This window comes from Thermodesulfobacteriota bacterium (genome assembly GCA_036397855.1).
Lineage (GTDB): Bacteria > Desulfobacterota_D > UBA1144 > Nemesobacterales > CSP1-2 > DASWID01.
This window is the reverse complement of the sequence record DASWID010000058.1, coordinates 1-19,185: the sequence shown is the minus strand read 5'-3', so window position 1 is coordinate 19,185 and position 19,185 is coordinate 1. Positions and strand designations below refer to the sequence as shown.

The 19,185-nt window shown below is 40.0% G+C and carries 16 protein-coding genes; 5 read left to right on the top strand and 11 right to left on the bottom strand.

Annotation, left to right across the window (positions count from 1 at the left end; genetic code table 11):
- Positions 1 to 687: 687 nt before the first annotated feature.
- Both VGA95_04510 and VGA95_04505 read right to left on the bottom strand, forming a co-directional pair.
- Positions 688 to 1,527 (bottom strand): deoxyribonuclease IV, encoded by an 840-nt coding sequence (locus tag VGA95_04510; protein ID HEX9665804.1) that lies wholly within the window; start codon positions 1,525 to 1,527, stop codon positions 688 to 690.
- Positions 1,528 to 1,680: 153 nt separating this feature from the next.
- Entirely contained in the window at positions 1,681 to 1,896 is a 216-nt protein-coding gene (locus tag VGA95_04505) for a hypothetical protein (GenBank protein HEX9665803.1), read from the bottom strand.
- Between the two features lie 262 nt (positions 1,897 to 2,158).
- Between VGA95_04505 and VGA95_04500 the strand changes: the two genes are divergently transcribed.
- Positions 2,159 to 2,701 (top strand): arginine decarboxylase, pyruvoyl-dependent, encoded by a 543-nt coding sequence (locus tag VGA95_04500; GenBank protein ID HEX9665802.1) that lies wholly within the window; start codon positions 2,159 to 2,161, stop codon positions 2,699 to 2,701.
- Positions 2,702 to 2,728: 27 nt separating this feature from the next.
- Here the strand turns inward: VGA95_04500 and recN are convergent, their stop codons facing one another.
- From recN to VGA95_04480, 4 genes are all read right to left on the bottom strand, one after another.
- Positions 2,729 to 4,384 (bottom strand): DNA repair protein RecN, encoded by a 1,656-nt coding sequence (gene recN, locus VGA95_04495; protein ID HEX9665801.1) that lies wholly within the window; start codon positions 4,382 to 4,384, stop codon positions 2,729 to 2,731.
- Positions 4,385 to 4,389: 5 nt separating this feature from the next.
- A complete protein-coding gene (locus tag VGA95_04490) occupies positions 4,390 to 5,730 on the bottom strand; it encodes a sigma-70 family RNA polymerase sigma factor (GenBank protein HEX9665800.1) in 1,341 nt (446 codons plus the stop codon).
- A gap of 22 nt (positions 5,731 to 5,752) precedes the next feature.
- Positions 5,753 to 7,045, bottom strand: coding sequence for a glutamate-5-semialdehyde dehydrogenase (locus VGA95_04485; GenBank protein HEX9665799.1), 1,293 nt, complete (start codon positions 7,043 to 7,045; stop codon positions 5,753 to 5,755).
- A 446-nt stretch (positions 7,046 to 7,491) separates the two neighbouring features.
- Positions 7,492 to 8,025 (bottom strand): UpxY family transcription antiterminator, encoded by a 534-nt coding sequence (locus tag VGA95_04480; GenBank protein HEX9665798.1) that lies wholly within the window; start codon positions 8,023 to 8,025, stop codon positions 7,492 to 7,494.
- A gap of 374 nt (positions 8,026 to 8,399) precedes the next feature.
- On the opposite strand from VGA95_04480, the gene ndk reads away from it, so the two are divergent.
- Positions 8,400 to 8,828 carry a nucleoside-diphosphate kinase gene (gene ndk, locus VGA95_04475; GenBank protein HEX9665797.1) on the top strand — a complete coding sequence of 143 codons (429 nt, stop codon included), beginning with the start codon at positions 8,400 to 8,402 and terminating at the stop codon, positions 8,826 to 8,828.
- Between the two features lie 609 nt (positions 8,829 to 9,437).
- On the opposite strand, the gene lipB is transcribed toward ndk, so the two are convergent.
- A complete protein-coding gene (lipB, locus tag VGA95_04470; protein HEX9665796.1) occupies positions 9,438 to 10,169 on the bottom strand; it encodes a lipoyl(octanoyl) transferase LipB in 732 nt (243 codons plus the stop codon).
- Positions 10,170 to 10,270: 101 nt separating this feature from the next.
- Between lipB and holA the strand changes: the two genes are divergently transcribed.
- On the top strand, positions 10,271 to 11,269 hold the full coding sequence (holA, locus tag VGA95_04465) for a DNA polymerase III subunit delta (GenBank protein ID HEX9665795.1): 999 nt from the start codon (positions 10,271 to 10,273) through the stop codon (positions 11,267 to 11,269).
- A 12-nt stretch (positions 11,270 to 11,281) separates the two neighbouring features.
- Here the strand turns inward: holA and rpsT are convergent, their stop codons facing one another.
- Positions 11,282 to 11,575, bottom strand: coding sequence for a 30S ribosomal protein S20 (rpsT, locus tag VGA95_04460; GenBank protein HEX9665794.1), 294 nt, complete (start codon positions 11,573 to 11,575; stop codon positions 11,282 to 11,284).
- Positions 11,576 to 11,728: 153 nt separating this feature from the next.
- Between rpsT and fsa the strand changes: the two genes are divergently transcribed.
- Positions 11,729 to 12,379: a fructose-6-phosphate aldolase gene (fsa, locus tag VGA95_04455; GenBank protein HEX9665793.1), complete on the top strand. Its 651-nt coding sequence runs from the start codon at positions 11,729 to 11,731 to the stop codon at positions 12,377 to 12,379.
- Between the two features lie 276 nt (positions 12,380 to 12,655).
- Here fsa and VGA95_04450 read toward each other — a convergent pair whose 3' ends face one another.
- From VGA95_04450 to VGA95_04440, 3 genes are all read right to left on the bottom strand, one after another.
- Positions 12,656 to 13,369 (bottom strand): TlyA family RNA methyltransferase, encoded by a 714-nt coding sequence (locus VGA95_04450; protein ID HEX9665792.1) that lies wholly within the window; start codon positions 13,367 to 13,369, stop codon positions 12,656 to 12,658.
- Positions 13,370 to 13,388: 19 nt separating this feature from the next.
- Entirely contained in the window at positions 13,389 to 14,285 is an 897-nt protein-coding gene (locus VGA95_04445) for a farnesyl diphosphate synthase (protein ID HEX9665791.1), read from the bottom strand.
- A gap of 292 nt (positions 14,286 to 14,577) precedes the next feature.
- Positions 14,578 to 16,395 (bottom strand): cation:proton antiporter, encoded by a 1,818-nt coding sequence (locus VGA95_04440; GenBank protein ID HEX9665790.1) that lies wholly within the window; start codon positions 16,393 to 16,395, stop codon positions 14,578 to 14,580.
- A gap of 364 nt (positions 16,396 to 16,759) precedes the next feature.
- On the opposite strand from VGA95_04440, the gene VGA95_04435 reads away from it, so the two are divergent.
- Complete coding sequence (locus tag VGA95_04435; protein ID HEX9665789.1) at positions 16,760 to 18,856, top strand: TonB-dependent receptor; 2,097 nt, start codon at positions 16,760 to 16,762, stop codon at positions 18,854 to 18,856.
- The last annotated feature ends 329 nt before the right edge of the window (positions 18,857 to 19,185 follow it).

Genomic DNA, 19,185 nt, shown 5'->3' with positions numbered 1-19,185 from the left:
GGAAAACCCCGCCTATCGGTTCTAATGACCGTCTTTATTATGGATAGTCGGAACATTCTTGTCCCGATTGATTTCGATTCAATTAATTTCTCGAGGCCTTTCAAGTCGCTCCGGAGGGTTTTAATCGGGGATCCAGAGGTAAAAGCATGGATTCCCGCTAACAATCCGCGGGAGACAACAAGGGGGGCAGCCTTGTCCCCTGAGCGAAATCGAGGGGGGACGAAGAAATCTAAAACCGGGAAAAAGATGAGATTGCTTCAATTTGCCTCGCAATTTTCGCAATGACGCGAATGAAGCTCATTACTTAATTGGCATTCCAAAAATTGCGTTTAGAAAATCAGAAATGAAGACGTTAAAAAAAATTTGCGGGTTGCGGTCGGATTAAATTTTTTAGTCGGAGTGTATGATTTTTAGCAAATTTTTGGACAGCCTTGATTTTTGTTTCTTTGTATCAAGACAAAGAAAGAAAAATACATGATAGACATTTGATGATTGACCCTGCAGAAAACTGCAGCGCATAGGTACACGAAAAAACAGCCTCTCTAGTAGGTGCCTTTTTTGTCACGAGCAAGACTCGTGACCTACCCGAAGTGGGAGAAAGCCAGATCAAAACAGGCAAAAAACATTAAATTGCTTCCCCCTTGCTCGCTACGCAAATCTGCAGCAGGCTAAGGGGAATTCGCGGGTTCAACTTCGTTTTAACTCTCTTAATTTATTCAAGTTTCTGATATCATCCTCAATCCTTTCAAGAGGGGTCTCAACTATGAGATCTATGTTTTGCAAATCAGAATTGTTTACAATGTTTCTGAAACCCGTTAATCCTATATACCCTTCCCCAATATGCTCATGTCTATCCTTCTTTTCACCCAATCCAACCTTTGAGTCATTACCATGTAAAAGTTTTAATCTATCTAACCCAATCGTTGAAGAAAATTCTCTTATGACCTTATTCAGTGCGTTCTTCGTCCTGATATCGTATCCAGCCGCTAAAAGATGTGCAGTGTCTAGGCAAACCCCCAATTCGGTATTCCCCACCTTTTGGAGAATCTCACAGAGCTCTCCGAAAGTATTGCCAATCGTTGTCCCCTGTCCGGCCGAATTTTCTAAAAGGAGCTTAGTCTTGTAATTTGACTTTTCCAAAACAATTTTTAGTCCTTCTACAACCCTACTAATTGCTTTCTGACTTCTCAGTTCTTTAGAACTCCCTATATGTGTCATTACATAAGTCGCTGAAATCATATCCCCCCGCCTGAGTTCCTCTTTGATTATTGCGATGGAAGAGCTTCTTATATTTATATCTTCTGAGGCAAGATTAATATAATAAGGAGTGTGAATGTAATAATTCGCAAATCCGTATCTTGAACACACTCTTAAAAAAGATCCGACCGTTTTTTTATCAAATGGAGGAGGATTTCCACCTCGCGGTGACCGGGTAAACATCTGAAAACACTCGCAACCAATTTCATGAGCTCGCTCGGGAGCCTTTTCGATTCCCCTGGCTATTGAGACATGGGCACCAAATTTCATTCGAGTGTTTAAAGATAGAAAGAAAAGTTATAGGAATTAATTATAAGATTATTAATTTCAGTATCTTAGGCGAGTATTGCAAGAACTTCTCCATAAAGACAACTTGCATTTCATGTAATAGGAGCTTTTTGCTGCACACCAATTTGCTTAATACTAAGAGTTTTTCAACCATTTTTCCATCCATTCCTTGGTCCTTTCCGCAAGTTCCTTGTTGGAAGTATAAGATATAGTTTCACCGTCCAAATAAATACCCCAGTATCTTACTGGCCTATTCTTATCTGTCAAATCCTGATCTTTTTCGCTTAATCCTGAATACCGATCGAACTCCTGGCTCGGGGTTACTTCAAGCGGTGCTATTGTTATTGACAATTTTTCATTCCCTCCATTGTTAATATAATTAAAATAATTGTTGGTTCGAATTCAATAATTTCGAATTACCCCTTAATTTATGCACGCTAATGTTTTTTTCAAGAAAATATTTAAAAAAAAATAAGATAAGTAAAGTTCTTTGATTAATATATGATTAATTTTAATTTTTTATTGACATAGTAAATTATTTTATTAAGAATATTCACGTTTTATTTTTTTAACTAATGAACTCTACTCAATATGACTATTAGGAGGTAAATCCGTGGTACCTAAGAGCGCCTTTGTAACAAAAGGGGTGGGCAAGCATAAAGAAAAGTTGACTAGCTTCGAGATGGCGCTTCGAGACGCAAGGATTGCCGAATTCAATCTAGTTAAAGTGTCAAGTATCTTCCCCGCAAAATGCAGGCTGATATCTACTTCAGGCGGATTAAAGCTTCTTAAGCCCGGACAGGTAGTTTATGTAGTCATGAGTGAGAACGCTACGGATGAACCCAATAGGCTGGTTGCAGCTTCTGTCGGAATGGCAATTCCAAAGGATCCGAATCGCTATGGGTATCTTTCTGAACATCACAGTTTTGGCCAAAATGACACACTCGCTGGCGAGTATGCGGAGGATCTCGCGGCTTATATGTTGGCGACAATATTGGATGCCCCCTTTGATCCTGACAAAAGCTATGATGAACAGAAAGATATTTGGAAGATAAGTGGCCATACGGTAAAGACCAGAAACGTAACACAATCCGCCGTTGGTGATAAACATGGTCTATGGACAACAGTGGTTGCCGCTGTTGTATTTGCGGTATAAAAACGGTAGGTGTGAACTAACATCTGTTTAATGTTCGAACATTTCTCGCGCGGCTGCTAACGTTTTTTCTGTAACCTTGATGCCACCCAGCATCCTGGCGATTTCACTGATTATCTCCTCTTGTTTCAGTACCCTGATATCAACCTTGGTAGAATTACGCTGAAATTCTTTTGTCACCTTGAAATGTGTATTCGCAAATTTCGCAACCTGAGGAAGGTGAGTTATACAAATTACCTGATGCCTTTTTGAAAGACTTTTGATCTTTTTCCCGACGGTCTCTGCTACTGCCCCTCCGATACCGGAGTCCGCCTCATCAAATATCAAGATAGACCCGCCTTCCGCCCTTGAGATTACCTCTTTTAAAACCAGCATTATTCGTGAAAGCTCTCCTCCAGAAGCAACCCTTGATAGAGGCCTAGGTCTTTCATCAGGATTTGCAGAAAAGAGAAAAGTAATTTTATCATAACCCTCTGAAGAGATTGCCTTTCTATCGAAATCGATGACTAACTTTCCCCCTCTTATTCCAACTTCCTCAAGACCTCTTTCGACTTGACCGGACAATCTTTCTGCCGCATTTAATCTGGCTTTCGAGAGTTCCCTTACACCATTATCGACCGTATTTTTCAGACGATCCACATCTGCTTCCAACCTTTTCTCCTTCTCTTCGAAATCAGTTAGATTTAATAGCTCTTCGCCCATCTTTTTTCGTTTCTCAATTATTTCTTCAATCGTATTACCGTATTTTCTCTTTAATCTCTTTATTTCTTGCAGGCGATCCTCAATCTGATTTAACCTTTCTGGACTATAATGAATTTTAGAGAAATAATCCCTAAGACTAAAAGCCGAATCTTCAATCTCGGACATCCCCCTTTCTAGGGCTTCAGACAAACCTAATAAACTCTCGTCAACCTTTGCAGCATTATCTAAAGTGATTTTAATCCTTTTCAATTTATCAATTATCGATCCTTCACTTTCGTACACAATTTCATATGCCTCTTTTGAGACTGAAAATAGCTGTTCGGCATTCGACAACTTCAATTTCTCGCGTTCAAGTTGCTGATCCTCTCCAACATTTAGATTCGCAGCATCAATTTCACCGCACTGAAACCTTAAAAAATCCTCTTTTTCCACTTGATGATCATAGTGCATTCTCATTTCCTCTAGTTCCTTTTTGACCTCAACATAACCTCGGTAAAGCTTTGAAAAACTCAAGCAAATTTCCGTTAACCCACCGAATTCGTCAAGGACTTTCAATTGATTCCCTTCTTTTAGAAGACTCTGATGCTCGTGCTGGCTGAATACATCAATAATTCCATTTGTTATTTGATCAAGCATCCCAATTGTGGCCAAGTTACCATTTATATATACGCGTCCTTTTCCACTGATAGAAAAGACCCTCCTGATCAAGACCTCACCACCACCAGTTTGAATCCCTAAGGATCCTAGACTTTCCAAAAATTCGTTGTCATCGCTTATATCAAAAAGGGCCTCAACCTGAGCCTCATCCTCCCCCGATTTAATAAGATCGGACGATGCCCTGTCACCAAGGATGAAATTAATCGCATTTACTATTATGGATTTCCCCGCCCCAGTCTCGCCAGTTATGATGTTTAGGCCACTGCCGAAATTTATAGTTATGTCATCAACAATGGCAAAATTCTTAAGGGTAAGTCCGAGAAGCATTAAATCTAATCAATAAAGCTTTTTAGCATCCCACCAATATCTGAACCTTCGAGCTTTTCGAGAGATCTTTTCTCAATCTGTCTGATCCTCTCGCGTGTAAGACAAAAATACCTGCCAATTTCATCCAGGGTATATGTAGTTTCAAAGCCAATCCCAAATCTCATCTTTAGGATCTGCTCTTCTCTTGATGATAAATTTGACAATGCAACTCTAATCTTATCTGTAAGAGTTGCCTTGGCAACTGCCGAATCGGGTGTTGGTGACTCCTCATCAGGTATAAACTCCAGAAGTGTAGTTTTCTCACCATCAAGTATGGGAGAATCGAGATGTACGACATCCTTTGTGGCATCTATAACCCTTTTCACTCCCTCTATAGAGATACCAGACTTCTTAGAAATCTCCTCCGGAAATGGCTTTCTTCCAGTTTCTTTATGAATCATAGAGCTTATTTTATGCACCTTACTTGCCTGCTCCAAGACATAGACAGGTACCCTGATTGTTCTTGTCTGATCTAGTAATGACCTGGAAATGGCCTGGTGAATCCACCACGATGCATAGGTTGAGAACTTAAAACCCTTTCTATGATCAAATCTCTCCACTGCTCTCATTAAACCAACGTTTCCTTCTTGAATAAGGTCGGGCAGAGGCAATCCCCTACCCATATATCTCTTGGCTATGCTTACAACAAGCCTTAAATTGGCCTTGACAAATCTTTCCTTAAACCGTAGCGCCCTTGTCTGATAAGCTTTAGTTAACACACTATAACTTCGTAGTCGACCTGGAGTGAAATCTACTCTCATGCCCTTTTTTGTTTTGTATCTTCTTCCTAAATGACCCCTTCTGACCTTTCCGAAAGAAAAAGCCTTCAAACCAGATATTACTTCTTCCAAAGGTTCGCCCACTTTACCATTAAAGACCTTTTCAAGTATTTTCTTAGCCTCCTTGGCCCTGGCTTCACACTTTTTTATTTTAGCAGATACTTCTACTTCCTCCTTTGGTGAAAGAAGCGGCTCAGTTCCCATTTCCTTGAAATATACTTGAAGCAGTCTAAACTCGTCGTCAGGTGTCCACTCCTTTTTCTTTTTTCCAGTTACACCATCCTTTGAGCTTTCTAACTGAAGATCAAACTCTGCATCATCTAATTCAGACATAATGGTGTCATCTATATCTAAAGGAATAAAAAAGTCCTCCTTTAAGACGTCGATTTCCTCTAATGGGTAATCATTATGAGAATTTTTCTTGATCTTGAACCCTTTATTTGTATTCTTAGAGATTGATTTTACTCCTTTATGAACCTGTATTGAAATATGATTGCGCGGATTTGTTTTTAGTCTTCTTCGTCTCACTCAATGTCCTCCTTGTATTAATTTAATTTCGCGTTTGTCCATCCCCATAAATTATGTATTTTGTGATGGTAAGCTCTTCCAACCCCATAGGGCCATAGGCATGGAGTTTCGAAGTACTGATGCCAATCTCTGCGCCCAACCCAAGTTCAAATCCATCACTAAACCTAGTAGATGCATTAACCAGAACGGTTGATGAATTCACACTATTCAAAAAGTACTGAGCATTATGATAACTTTTAGTGATAATTGCCTCCGTATGGTTCGATCCATATTTCTCGATATGCGATATTGCTTCCCCCATGTTAAGAACAACCTTAACATTTATTATTAGATCCAGGTATTCATTAAACCAATCTCCTTCCATCGCATCTTTGACATGCGGAACAATCTGTTTAGTTCTGTTACAACCACGAATTTCAACCCTCTCTGTCTCAAATCTTTTGATGAGTATCGGAAGAAATTCCTCTGCTATACCTTCATGGACAAGTAAAGTCTCCACAGCATTGCATACGCCTGGCCTTTGAACCTTTGCGTTGATACAAACATTCTCAGCCATTTCCAGATCAGCGTATTCATCGACAAAAATATGGCATACCCCCTTATAGTGCTTCAATACCGGTATCCTTGAGTTCTCGGTGACAAACCTTATCAGCCCCTCCCCTCCTCTAGGTATAATAAGGTCAATAAGATCCTCAAGTTTCAGCATCTCTACAACAAAAGACCTATCAGCAACAGAAACTATCTGTAGCGAATCTTCAGGAAGATCAGCCTTATTAAGGGCTTTCCTCAGCAATTTCCCGATGGCGACATTAGATCTTATTGATTCTGAACCTCCCCTTAGAATCACAGCGTTGCCGGCCTTTATACATAAACCCGCAGCATCCGCAGTTACGTTAGGCCTAGATTCATATATTATTCCGATCACACCGATAGGTATTCGCATCTTTCCAACGATTAACCCATTTGGTCTTTTCCACATTCTCAGAACCTCACCAACTGGGTCACGAAGGGCGGCGACCTCTTTCAAGCCATCTGACATGGCCTTTATTCGGGCGGGATTAATTGTAAGTCTGTCAATGAAAGCGGAAGACAGACCCTCATTTTTAGCATCTTCTAAGTCTTTATTATTCTCTTCGATTATAAAACTCGCTTCACAAGACACCAGCCTGGACATAGCTAACAGGGCTTCATCCTTGGAACGAGAAGTTACTTTGGCTAAACAATTAGAGGCATCTTTTGCTTTTAGAGCAATTTCATTCGCTATCTGTGTAAATTGAGTATCTTGCAATAAACTTCGCGTTTTTATTTCCGACATTTAGATAATATTTATCCTTTGGAAGCGTTTCATAAGCCATTATGAATACAATGATAATATATATCGAAAGTCAATGTCAAGCATTATTTTCATAGGGGTCATTGATAACCAGATCTTTCGCAACCAAAGTGGTGTTATGTTCTTAACTTACTAAAATTATTTATATTTGTTCGGCTTATAAGCTTGATCATTTTATTAAGACGAAACGGAAGATCTTTATAAGTATGATGATTGGATAATCGAAGCCATTCTAAGCAAAAATCGGACACTTATATCGCGGTTGCACTCTTTATATGCCTAAGATAGTAACCGCAACTTGCTTTCATCATACGGAAATTTGAGATGATTGGAATAATTTAAGTAATTAGAAACATATCAACTAAGGATTCCATACAGACCTATTCCATTATCATCATAAACATAAACTTTTGAATGTTTTAAGTAGGTTAAGGCTCTATGAGCTCAACGATTTCGATATCCACCTCTACTGAAACAGCTCTCTTAATGAGATCAACTGAGAGTATAAGCTTACTTAACCCTCTCCTCTCTATAATTCTTCCAACTATCCCCTGAAGAGGCCCGTGCGTGACTATCACCTTTTTCCCCTCACTCAAATATGGGTGTGGATCGAATAGCGCCTTGCTCTCAAGGAGCTTCCTTATCGATTCAATCTGATCGTCCGGTATTGGAGCAGGTGTTCCAGATATACCAAGAATCCTAACTATCCCAGGAGTATTGAGAATATTTAATTTATAGTCTAACGTCGTGTTTACAAAGAGATATCCGGGGAAAAGTGGTAAAAGAACCCTTTTCTTTCTATCTTTCCATCGACTTATAACTTCTCCAAGGGGCAAAAAGGTTTCTATTTGCTTTTCTTTAAGGGCGCTGTCTGCAGCCTTTTCATGCCTAACTACAGTATATACGGCATACCAACGCCTGTTTGTTTGACTGTAATCCGTGTCAGAATTAAATCCTTGCATCGAAGATTCCACCGGAAAGGTATTTTGAACTTAATATCTCAATAAAGGGTTCAAATAGATACGACTTGATATCGTCTTACAATAATAAATTCAAACCTCGGATTTTTAAAATATATTTTTACGTTTTATAAAAGTTAATAAATTAGCGCAATTACTGAATGTTGCGTCGATAAAGCATATTTCAAAATAAACATCATCCATAAATATTTTGAGCATTTCAATCTAGTATACACAGCACAGTATGTTTGAAAAATCAATCGACGAAATTAATCATCTTTAATATTAGTTAAGCTAGCCTTTTCTAACAATAATTTGACAAATCAAAGGCTTAGAAGAAAACTTAACCGGAAAATAAAAGCTTGGAGGCTGTAAAATTGGAAAGAACACTCTCTATAGTTAAACCAGATGGAGTCAGAAGAAATTTGATCGGTGAGGTCTTAAGTAGGTTTGAAAGTGCTGACCTTAGATTGATTGCACTGAAGATGATAAAACTCTCAAAAAAACAAGCAGAAGGATTTTATGCCGTACATAAAGATAGACCATTCTTCTCCAGTCTGACCAATTTCATGTCCTCTGGTCCTTGTGTAGTTACCGTAGTTGAAGGTGACAATGCAATAAATAAGTTACGTGAAATTATGGGCGCTACAAATCCCGATGAAGCCGCTAAGGGAACGATTAGAAACGATTACGCATCTAACATAGAACAAAATATCGTTCACGGATCCGACTCCTCTGAATCAGCTTTATTTGAAATAAGTTACTTTTTCAACGAGCTAGAGATTTGCGAAAGAGAGTACCCATAACTCACCCACCGCCTCCCTTTCGTCTCGGCCGAAATGAATTGGGGGGACCCAAAGACAGGTTCCTTGTTCATACAGATTGCGCTGCGCCCGCTCGGCGAACTCCCTGAGCTATCCGAGGAGGGATGGGAAGCCGATCCTTCAGTCGTCAAACAAAATTACAAGTGACTCCGTTCACCCTTCTCGAAGGGTGAATTCCTTCAAAAATAATTCTGGCATAATTTACTGGTTTAATGCGCCCTTCGACTGAGCTCAGGGCGATCGGTTCTCTTAGGAGGGGTAAGACTGATATGCTCCTCCTAGTGGAAGGTAAAAAGTTCACAGAATCTTGTCCCAAAGGGCGCGATCAAGATGAGGAGTATACATTATTTCTCTGGCACTTCCTGTATGTTTCCGTTCCGTTCAACCTGAGCGCATTGATATTGTATAATTAATCATCAATACCACAATCCTCCGAAAAATGTTAACTGAATTTAATCACCCCTTCGGCTTCAATAAAGGGGGTACCAAGCTAGGGTGGTCCACAAATGGGGGAGGAGATATGTGTAACCCATGTCCCCGTTCGTATGGTTTCGAAGCTTGGAGCGTCCCTTTAATTGAGATATAACCACCTTAAATCATGAACTTTTCGATTATATTCGTACTAGTTTCATCTCTTAGAATAGACGACCCGTTCAAATCGGGGATTTCCTCGATTTGAGCATCGAATTTCTTCCCGAATTCCCTGGCAAAGCAATGTGCGACCTGCCCGAGCGGAATTGTACCATTAATCAATTTCTTTACGGATGTTACACCCCCCTCACTAATGCCACAGGGAACTATCAGAGAAAAGTTATCGAGATCATTGCTTACATTCAATGCCACCCCATGCATAGATATGCGTTTACTCACCTGGATACCTATAGAGGCGATCTTTTCTGTGCCAATCCAGACACCCGGATACCCATGCCTCCTCTCCGCCACTATATCAAAATCTTTAAGCACATCAATTATTGTTTCCTCTAATAAATTTACATAAGATTTAATCCCCAACTTAAAACCCCTCAGATTTATTATTGGGTATCCAACGAGCTGGCCCGGTCCATGAAAAGTGACATCTCCCCCGCGGGACGCCTTATGCACAACAATACCCCTTTCTTTTAAATATTCTTCGGGATATAAGATATTACTATTATTACCGAATCTTCCAATCGTAATAACTGATCTATGTTCAACAAGCAAAAGAAATCCAGTTGTATCTGAGCGTAGACATGACACCCTTTTGTGTAATATACCCTGCAGGTCAATTCCAAAAGAGTACTCGACATCATGGAGGTATATCCATTCAACGTAGCGTCGTATCATATTGTTACCCTTTATATACCGCAAAATTATAATCTTAGATGAATTGCCGAAGAGTTGCTAATGAAATATAATTAATCCATAAACTACTTACAGTTTTCAAGATGAAAAAAAAGTTATCAAATAGAATCAATCTGCAAAGTCTTTACAGTGATCTCGATAACAATGTAGTAAGACCTGTCTATTTTTTCACTGGCGGACAGGCATTTTTGATTGAACAGGCCATTGATAGATTAAAAAAACACATCTTCATTAAGAACCCCGAGCTGAACTACTCACTTTTTCACGGCGATACAACATCTGCAGATGATATTATCTCGTTGGCAGAAACCTACCCGATGTTTGGCAATAAGAGGCTTATCTTATTGAAAAATGCAGAGAAATTGCCTACAAATGAATTAAAACCGTTTGAAAAGTACTTTCAATCACCGTCATCGTTCACTTGTCTAGTATTTCAATTTAATGACACTAAGAGTATAGAGAATACAAATAATGAGAATATTTTTATAGTCGACACAACAGTTGACAAGAACAACTTGCATTCAGCAATCAGTGAAATCGCAGCGGATTACGGTCACGAGATAACGAAAGAGGCGGTGCTGCATTTGACGTCACTATTAGGTGAAAATTTGCAAGATATCAAAACAGAGATAGAAAAACTATCACTATACGCTGCTGGAAAAAAGAAAATCGACGCTATCGATGTAGAAAGGATTACAGAAAAAATCAAGTTTGAAAATATCTTCCAACTATTAAATGCAATTGCCAAAAAGGACAAGAAAAATACACTAAGGGCATTGCTGGATCTTGAATCAAAGAGCGAGGACCCCGTATCAATACTAAATATGTTGAGCTGGCGATTTAGACTTATCTGGAGAGTAAAGGAACTTATTGAAAAGAGATTCACAAGGGATCAAATTCTTAAGGAAGTTAAAATTTCATCCGGAGCCCTATACTATGCACAGGAACAGGCAAAAAACCTTACCTTTGGGGAGATCAGGGAAATAATGAAAAGTCTCTACCAAGTGGATAAAAAATTAAAGACTAGCTATGCTCCAGGTCATCAGATTCTTACAAAATTAGTTTTAGAAATGTGCAGGTAGCGATTATAATCGTTAGGTCGGAGAAGATTGAGGTAATGATTTTGAAAGGTCATACACCTTTTTTGAGAACCTGGATATGTTTCTTGATGCCGTCCCTTTATGAATTACACCCTTTGAAGCAGCCTTATCAAACTCGGAAATCGTAACCCTTAACATCTCCCGGGACTTGGGCAGGTCTTTAGAATCGATAGCAGAGCTGATATTTCTGACAAGGGTTCTCAATTTTGAACGGGTATTCATATTCCTAGCCCTTCTTTTCAAATCCTGCCGATGTCTTTTAATTGCCGATTTTTTTCTATTAGCCATACTTGTTAGTTTATACTATACATTTAGAATGATATTTTTCAGATATTCACCGGATTGTCAAATCCTCTTAGGGGTTTAATCAGCACAAAAAATTCATCTTCACTCGATAAATAAATTATGTTATATTCGGGTAACGAAATAGGAGGTTAAGCGATGAAATTCTTCCTAGACACCGCAAACCTGGATGAAATAAGGGATGCCGCAAGTTTTGGAGTCCTGGATGGCGTAACAACGAATCCTACCCTAGTGTCCAAGGAAGGTGAACAGAAGGGATTTAAAGAATTAGTAAAGGAAATATGCGAGATTGTGAAGGGACCTGTAAGCGCAGAGGTGATAAGCACTGATATAGAGAGAATGCTCGATGAGGCTAGGGAACTTGCCGGAATTCATCCCCATGTTGTAGTAAAGATGCCTCTTACAGAAGACGGAATAAGGGCAACAAAGATCGTGTCTGATGAGGGAATCAAAGTTAATGTCACACTTATCTTCTCTGCTTCACAGGCGTTACTTGCCGCTAAAGCGGGCGCTACCTATGTCAGCCCGTTTGTTGGAAGGCTTGATGACATCTCCGAAATTGGAATGAATGTAGTGAAAGACATTGTCGACATTTACAAAAATTACGCCTTTAATACCCAAGTATTAGTGGCGAGCATTAGGCATCCTGTACATGTAGTTGAAGCGGCAAAAGCAGGGGCACATGTTGCGACCATGCCTTATAGGGTTTTTAAGCAACTAGTCAAGCATCCGTTAACCGATGCCGGGCTTGAAAGATTTCTTTCAGATTGGAAGGATGTAAAAAGATGATATCAGGCGATGACAGGTTTGTTTCCATTCCTTTTGTCTTATCCATGCGGGGTTGGAAAACCCCGCCTATCGTTACTGAAGACGGTATTTCTTATGGATAGTCGGGACATTCTTGTCCCGATTGATTTCGAGTCAATTAATCTATGGAGGACGTTCAGGCTTAAGATCGCTCAATTTGGGACTTTATCCTATATCGAAGAAAAAATTTCGCAATAACAGCAGAACAATTGGGCCCCGTCCCGTCAGGGAATTATCCGGTTAGATCGAAGAGCTAACTTAATTTTTAGCTCCCACAACAAGAAATTCTTTATTCCCTTCTGCACCAAGGATAGGTGAAGGTATAACTCCCATAATATCAAAGTATTCCCCCTCTAAGAATGAAGTAATCTTCTCTATTACCATACTATATTTAGACTCATCCCTCACTACACCCTTCTTTCCCACCTCGCCCTTACCAACCTCGAATTGTGGTTTAATCAGGGCGATCAGTATTCCATTTGGTTTAAGTAAATTCTTCACCCTAGGGATTATCAATGTGAGTGAAATGAAGGATACATCAATCGTAGAAATATCAACCAACTCACCTATGTCTTCGGGTTTTAAATACCTAGCGTTTACTTTCTCCATGACCACAACCCTTTTATCCTGTCTAAGACCCCAATCGATTTGACCATATCCAACGTCGATAGCGTACACCTTTCTTGCTCCAAATTGAAGAAGGCAGTCTGTAAATCCACCGGTGGAGGCCCCGATATCGAGCGCAACTTTGCCGGTAACATTGATATTGAATCTATTCAAAGCCGCTTCCAGCTTTATACCCCCTCTTCCCACAAATCTTCGGGGCTCTTCCTTTATGATTATCTTAGAATCTGATGCGATAAGTGTTCCAGCTTTATCCACCCTAGTCCCTTCGACGAATACAACGCCTGACATCAGCAGGGATTGCGCCCGAGCCCTACTGGGAACCAATCCCCTTTTTACCAGTAACAGATCAATTCTTTCTCTACCCTTAATATGTCCTCCCTCCCAAATAGTGGGCTATTTCACGGAGTGCCACTGCCTCACTGCCAAAATCTTCTAAGGCATCGATAGCCTCATTCGTTAGCTTAGCAGCCATTTTTTTTGCGTTTTCAACTCCGATTAAACTTGGATATGTTGCCTTCTTTTTTCTTACATCTACTCCTCTGCTTTTTCCGATCTCCCGCCCGCCTTCTATGTCAAGCACATCGTCAATGATCTGAAAGGCTAGCCCAAGTGCTTTTGAATACGATTTGAGCTGAGAAAGCTGCTCGCGATTCGCTCCACCAATCTTCGCACCCGTCATTACAGATACCTCGATTAAAGCCCCTGTTTTTAACGAATGAACCCTCTCACTCATCTCTAGAGTCACCACTTTACTACCTTCAAGAGAAAGGTCAATAGCCTGGCCTCCAACCATTCCATGAGATCCCGAACCCTCAGCAATATCCTTTATGACACTTACAACTAGTGAAGGCGTCAATCTCAATGAGATCCCCTCATCAACAATGAGACAAAAGGCATCTGTTAGAAGTGCATCGCCGGCAAGAATAGCCAATGCTTCTCCATAAACGCTATGATTAGTTGGTTTCCCTCGTCTTAATAAATCATCATCCATCGATGGTAAGTCATCATGGATCAATGAATATGTATGAATCATCTCAATTGCACAAGCAACAGGGAATGTTTTTTCTATGTTGCCCCCTAACATCTCACAGGAAGCCATACAAAGTATTGGTCTAAGCCTTTTCCCGCCCGCCATGACACTATAGAGCATTGATTCATGAAGTTTGCTTAAATCGCTTTTGAATCTCAGCAGATATTCCAATAATGTCTTATCGACCAGCACCTTTCTACTGGAAAGGTAGTCCTTGATATCGAAACCCATAGGCATTCCACTCAATTCATGAAACTTCCTTTACTTATTCTCTTTGAAGAAACATATTAGTCTATTTATTAAATGTCGCTTTGGTACAGAACACTCCAACTTCCGACACAATTTTTCTTAAAGAGCTCTAAAATCGATATGGTTCTGGGTGATTCCGACCTCGCAATGTTAAAAACAGAGACCTTATCCAAAGTGATTCTCTATACGATAAATTCTATCTATCCAATCGAAATCACTCAAGAAATCTTGAAATGATCCATCGAAGCAGATCTTTGAAATGCATAGTGCTACATTATACCTTCAATTGAGAACAATCTTTAAAAAAAGCCCTATCTAAACTTATCGCACCATTACTTAGGTCGATAATGACAATTTTATCGCCCTCTTCAATACTGAGACTACTCTTGCAAATCATTGGTACTTTAGATTTTGAACTTATTATAATGATAGGAATAAACTCATCCTGAAGTGACAAATGCTCAACCTTTTTCACATTCGTAGAATCGATCAATATACACTGTATAATCCTATATTCTCCCTTTTCTATCTTTGGATTGATATCATACATACTTAAAGATCTACCGAAGGCAATATCTAAACCTAACTTTTCTGCAGTCGTTTTATCAACGTCCCCTCTGATCTTATTCAAAACCGGGATTGAATTCTTTATGCCGAAATCTATTTTAGCAAGCCTGCTGACAAATATGTTTACCTTGTTGCTGGTGGTAACTGCAAGAGTTGTGTCTGCATCGCCCAATCCTATTCTCTCCAAAACATCCAGGTCAAGGCTATTACCTTCGATAGCTTCAAATCCCTCTTGAGTCGCCAATCTCACAAGGTATTCATTAGAATCAACAAATCCAACTTCCTTCCCATTCATCTTTAGCAGCTTGCCCACAACCCGACCGAAGGCATTAGCCCCTACTATCACTGCTTTTTGACTTTCAACAAGGACACCTAAAAGTTTTGCAACCGTATTAGCAGTTGTTCCCTGTAGAATAACGGAGATACCAATCGTTAGAAAAACGAGCCCCTGGACCAGATCTCCCCCATCGATTCCCTTTTTGCTAAGCTGTAAGGCAAAAATAGACGCCACAGATGCTGCGATTATTCCTCTTGGGCTTATACACGATAGAAACACTTTTTCGTTGAAACGGAGATCCGATCCGAGGGTTGTTAAGAATATCTGTAATGGCCGCACAATCATTAGTATTGCTAGAACTACAATTACCCCACCCCAACCTAAAGAGATAACATGTCGAATTTCTAAGTTCGCAGCCAGCAGAACAAATAGAACTGATATTACCAGGATTGAAAGCTTGCCCTTGAATTTTTTAAGGGGTTCTTCTTCCGGAATATCCATATTACCCAAGATTGCTCCGGAAGCTACGGAGGCCATTAAACCCGACTCGGGTATTACAGATTCAGACAGAGCGTAAATTCCTAGGGCAGAAGCCAAGACAAACAAATCTACAAAGTCCTCCATGACAATAGAGAATTTCATTACAATCTTTCCTATTACATAGCCCCCAACACCACCAATAACGATCCCTATTCCCAACCTCCAAAACACAAGAAATACATTAAACAAGAATGAATGCGATTCCTCCAATATAAGCTCAAACACAAATATTGCTATTATGGCGCCTATAGGGTCGATGATAACACCCTCAGTCTCCAGGATGTTTTTCAACCTTGACTCCACCTTTATTCTTCTCAACAGGGGGTGAATCACTGTGGGACCAGTTACAATGACTAAAGAGCCAAAAAGAAATGCCAGAGACCAAGGTAAGTCAGTTATAATGATGGCGAATATAGCCCCAAATACCATTGTGATCAATGCCCCGTATGTAATTAAAGGTAATATTATTTTCTGGTGTTTTTTTATCTCTGATTTATCAAGGTTCAGACCAGCCTCAAATAGTATTATGGCAACGCACAGTCTTATAATTGTTTCAAAACCCTTCCCAAATACCTCGGGATCCAGAAAACCCAATACTTCTGGACCCAGAAAAATTCCCACTATAAAAAGCATAACTATGCTGGGTAATCCGATGATTACGGAAAGGATTTGTGATACAACTCCCGCAATAACCGCAATAACGATCATTAATAGCAATTTTTGCCCCTTAATTACATAGGATCAGAGAAGCCTAAACCGTTAACTATCGACTCAAATAAATTGAACAGTTGGTTAAGATTCTGATAAAATTCGTTAAATTATATCAAGAAGGCTAAGGAATTAACAGGTTTGATACATGATATGGCATAAAGATCTTCTAATTTACCGCAATTTTCTATCTACAAAATCTAAAGCCAAAATGATATGGGTAACTGGAACTTTAAATACCTAAACGCCCCATAATGTTGCAAGATAAGTTATATATATACAATCTACGTACCGTTAATAACAGTGTGCATTCGTGACCAAATCTACAAAAGTATTACTATCATTATTGAGTATTTACAATATCTTGATAAACCCTGCAATAGTTGATTCGGCGCAGGAATCTCAACTACAAACAGTAGATAGCAAGGCGAATGCCGATAAATTGCTCCAGGTCGAATCAAGTCAACATACTATGGATACCGAAACACGATCAGCGATCGAGTTAGAACCAGTCATTGTCACTGCTCCGCGGGTGCCCATTTCGCTTTACAAGTTTCCAGCTGCAATTAGCGTAATTGGGAAGGATGACATTCAGCTAGGTCAGCCAACATTGAGTCTGGGGGAGTCGTTGATTCGCGTCCCGGGCGTATTCATTCAAGACCGTTTCAATTTCGCGCAGGACACTCGCATCTCGATAAGAGGCTTTGGCTCACGTGCCGCATTTGGGATTCGCGGGATCAAGATTCTTGTCGATGGGATCCCGCTAACTCTGCCCGATGGGCAGAGCCAGGTTGATACACTCGATCTCGGGGCAACGCAGCGGATTGAGGTTATGAGAGGACCAATCTCAGCCCTTTACGGGAATGCCTCTGGTGGAGTAATAAGCATCATAACCGAAGAAGGGCCGAAAAAACCGTTTTTACAAGAACGAACAACCGTCGGTCAATTCGGTCTCATCAAACCCCAAGTGAAGATGGGTGGTCAAACCGGGCCCTTGAATTATTTTCTCAACCTATCTTACCTTAGCTATGATGGTTACAGGGACCAGAGTTTCACCGAGAATGGCTTGCTAAGTGGTAAAGTAAGGTTGGATCTCGACGAAAACTCTGACCTGACCATTTTGATGACCCTATTAGACTCACCCAGTGCTGAAGACCCGGGAGGTCTGACAGGTACGGAAGTTAATGAAGACAGACGCCAGGCTGCTCCCCTAAATAGGGTTTTTAAGGCTGGAGAAGAGGTCACAGACCAGCGTCTCGGTATGATCTATAGAAGTAATTTTTCAAGCCTTCACGATCTAGAAGTCCATGGTTTTGCTTCGTTACGGCAATTTCAAAACTCGATTCCCTTTGTTATTGTAGAACTAGACCGTGTATTCGTTGGTGGAGGATTTAAATATGGGTATCTCGGTGATTTATTTGGATTTAATAATCGTTTTACTATCGGTGTCGACATAGAAAAACAGGACGATAAGAGAAAAAATTTCGATAACATCAACGGTACAAAGGGCAACAAACTTCTTCTTGATCAGGACGAGGATGTGACCAGTGTTGGACCATACATACAAGAAGAGTTTAATCTTCTAGACAACCTGGTCGCATTTCTAGGAGGACGATTCGATTATATACGCTTTTTTGTTGATGACTTTCTCGAACCAGATGAATCTGGTTCACGCACATTCAAGCAGCCAACCGGAAGGTTTGGATTACTGTATAGTCCTGTACCTGCAGCAAATATGTACTTGAACATAGCTCAATCCTTCGAAACGCCCACCACTACGGAGTTGGTGAACCATCCAGGGGGAAACGGAGGACTCAATCCCGATTTAGAGCCTCAAGAAGCTATCAACTACGAAATTGGAGTTAAAGGACAAGCCTTTGATCGACTGAACTATCAGCTTGCTCTTTATTATATAACATTGCGTGATGAGTTGATTCCCTTTGTAATTGATGGTCGTACCTTTTTTAGGAACGCAGGAAAATCGCGGCGATACGGACTGGAATTCGGACTAGACTTTGAACTAATAACGGGTCTCAGAACGAGTTTAGCCTATACATATCTAAATTCCAAATACAAGACCTTCGGAACTGAAGGGCTTAATTTTGATGGCAACAAAGTACCCGGTCAGCCGCCGAATGTGCTAAATCTTGAGATGTTTTACGATCATTCGTCTGGGTTCTTTGCCGGCGTGGACCTATTATATGTGAGCTCATTTTTCGTTAATGATGAAAACACCGTTAAGAACCCCTCGTATACAGCAGCAAATGTCCGTCTCGGTTTAGAAAAGAGTTATAAAGGTTTGACTATTTCTCCCTTTTTTGGTATTCAAAACCTCTTTAATCAGAAATATAATGATAATGTTCGAATAAATGCCGTAGCCGGTAATTTCTTTGAACCCGCCCCAACTATTAACACCTACGGCGGAATCGCGATATCTTATAATTTTGGGAAGAATCGGTGAATCAACACTGACTGATCAATCCCACTGCTGTGCACAATAACGAAATGGTTAATTTAAAAGTAGGTCTCAGGAGAAGAAAATTATCAACTAAATGGCACCGGGGGGGATTTGAAGCGCCGACTCTCGGGTTATGACCCCAACGAGCTACAAGACTAGTCGACGCCGCGTCAAAGTTGAGTATAATTCTAGGTAAAACCTCAAATCATGTCAATTAAAAAACTTTTTCTTTTATAAAAAAGAAAACCAATATGAAGATTACTATTCTTATCATCTTTTTAATTTCAGTTCTAATAACGTCCACTGCATTTTTTTTCAAGTATAAATCACAA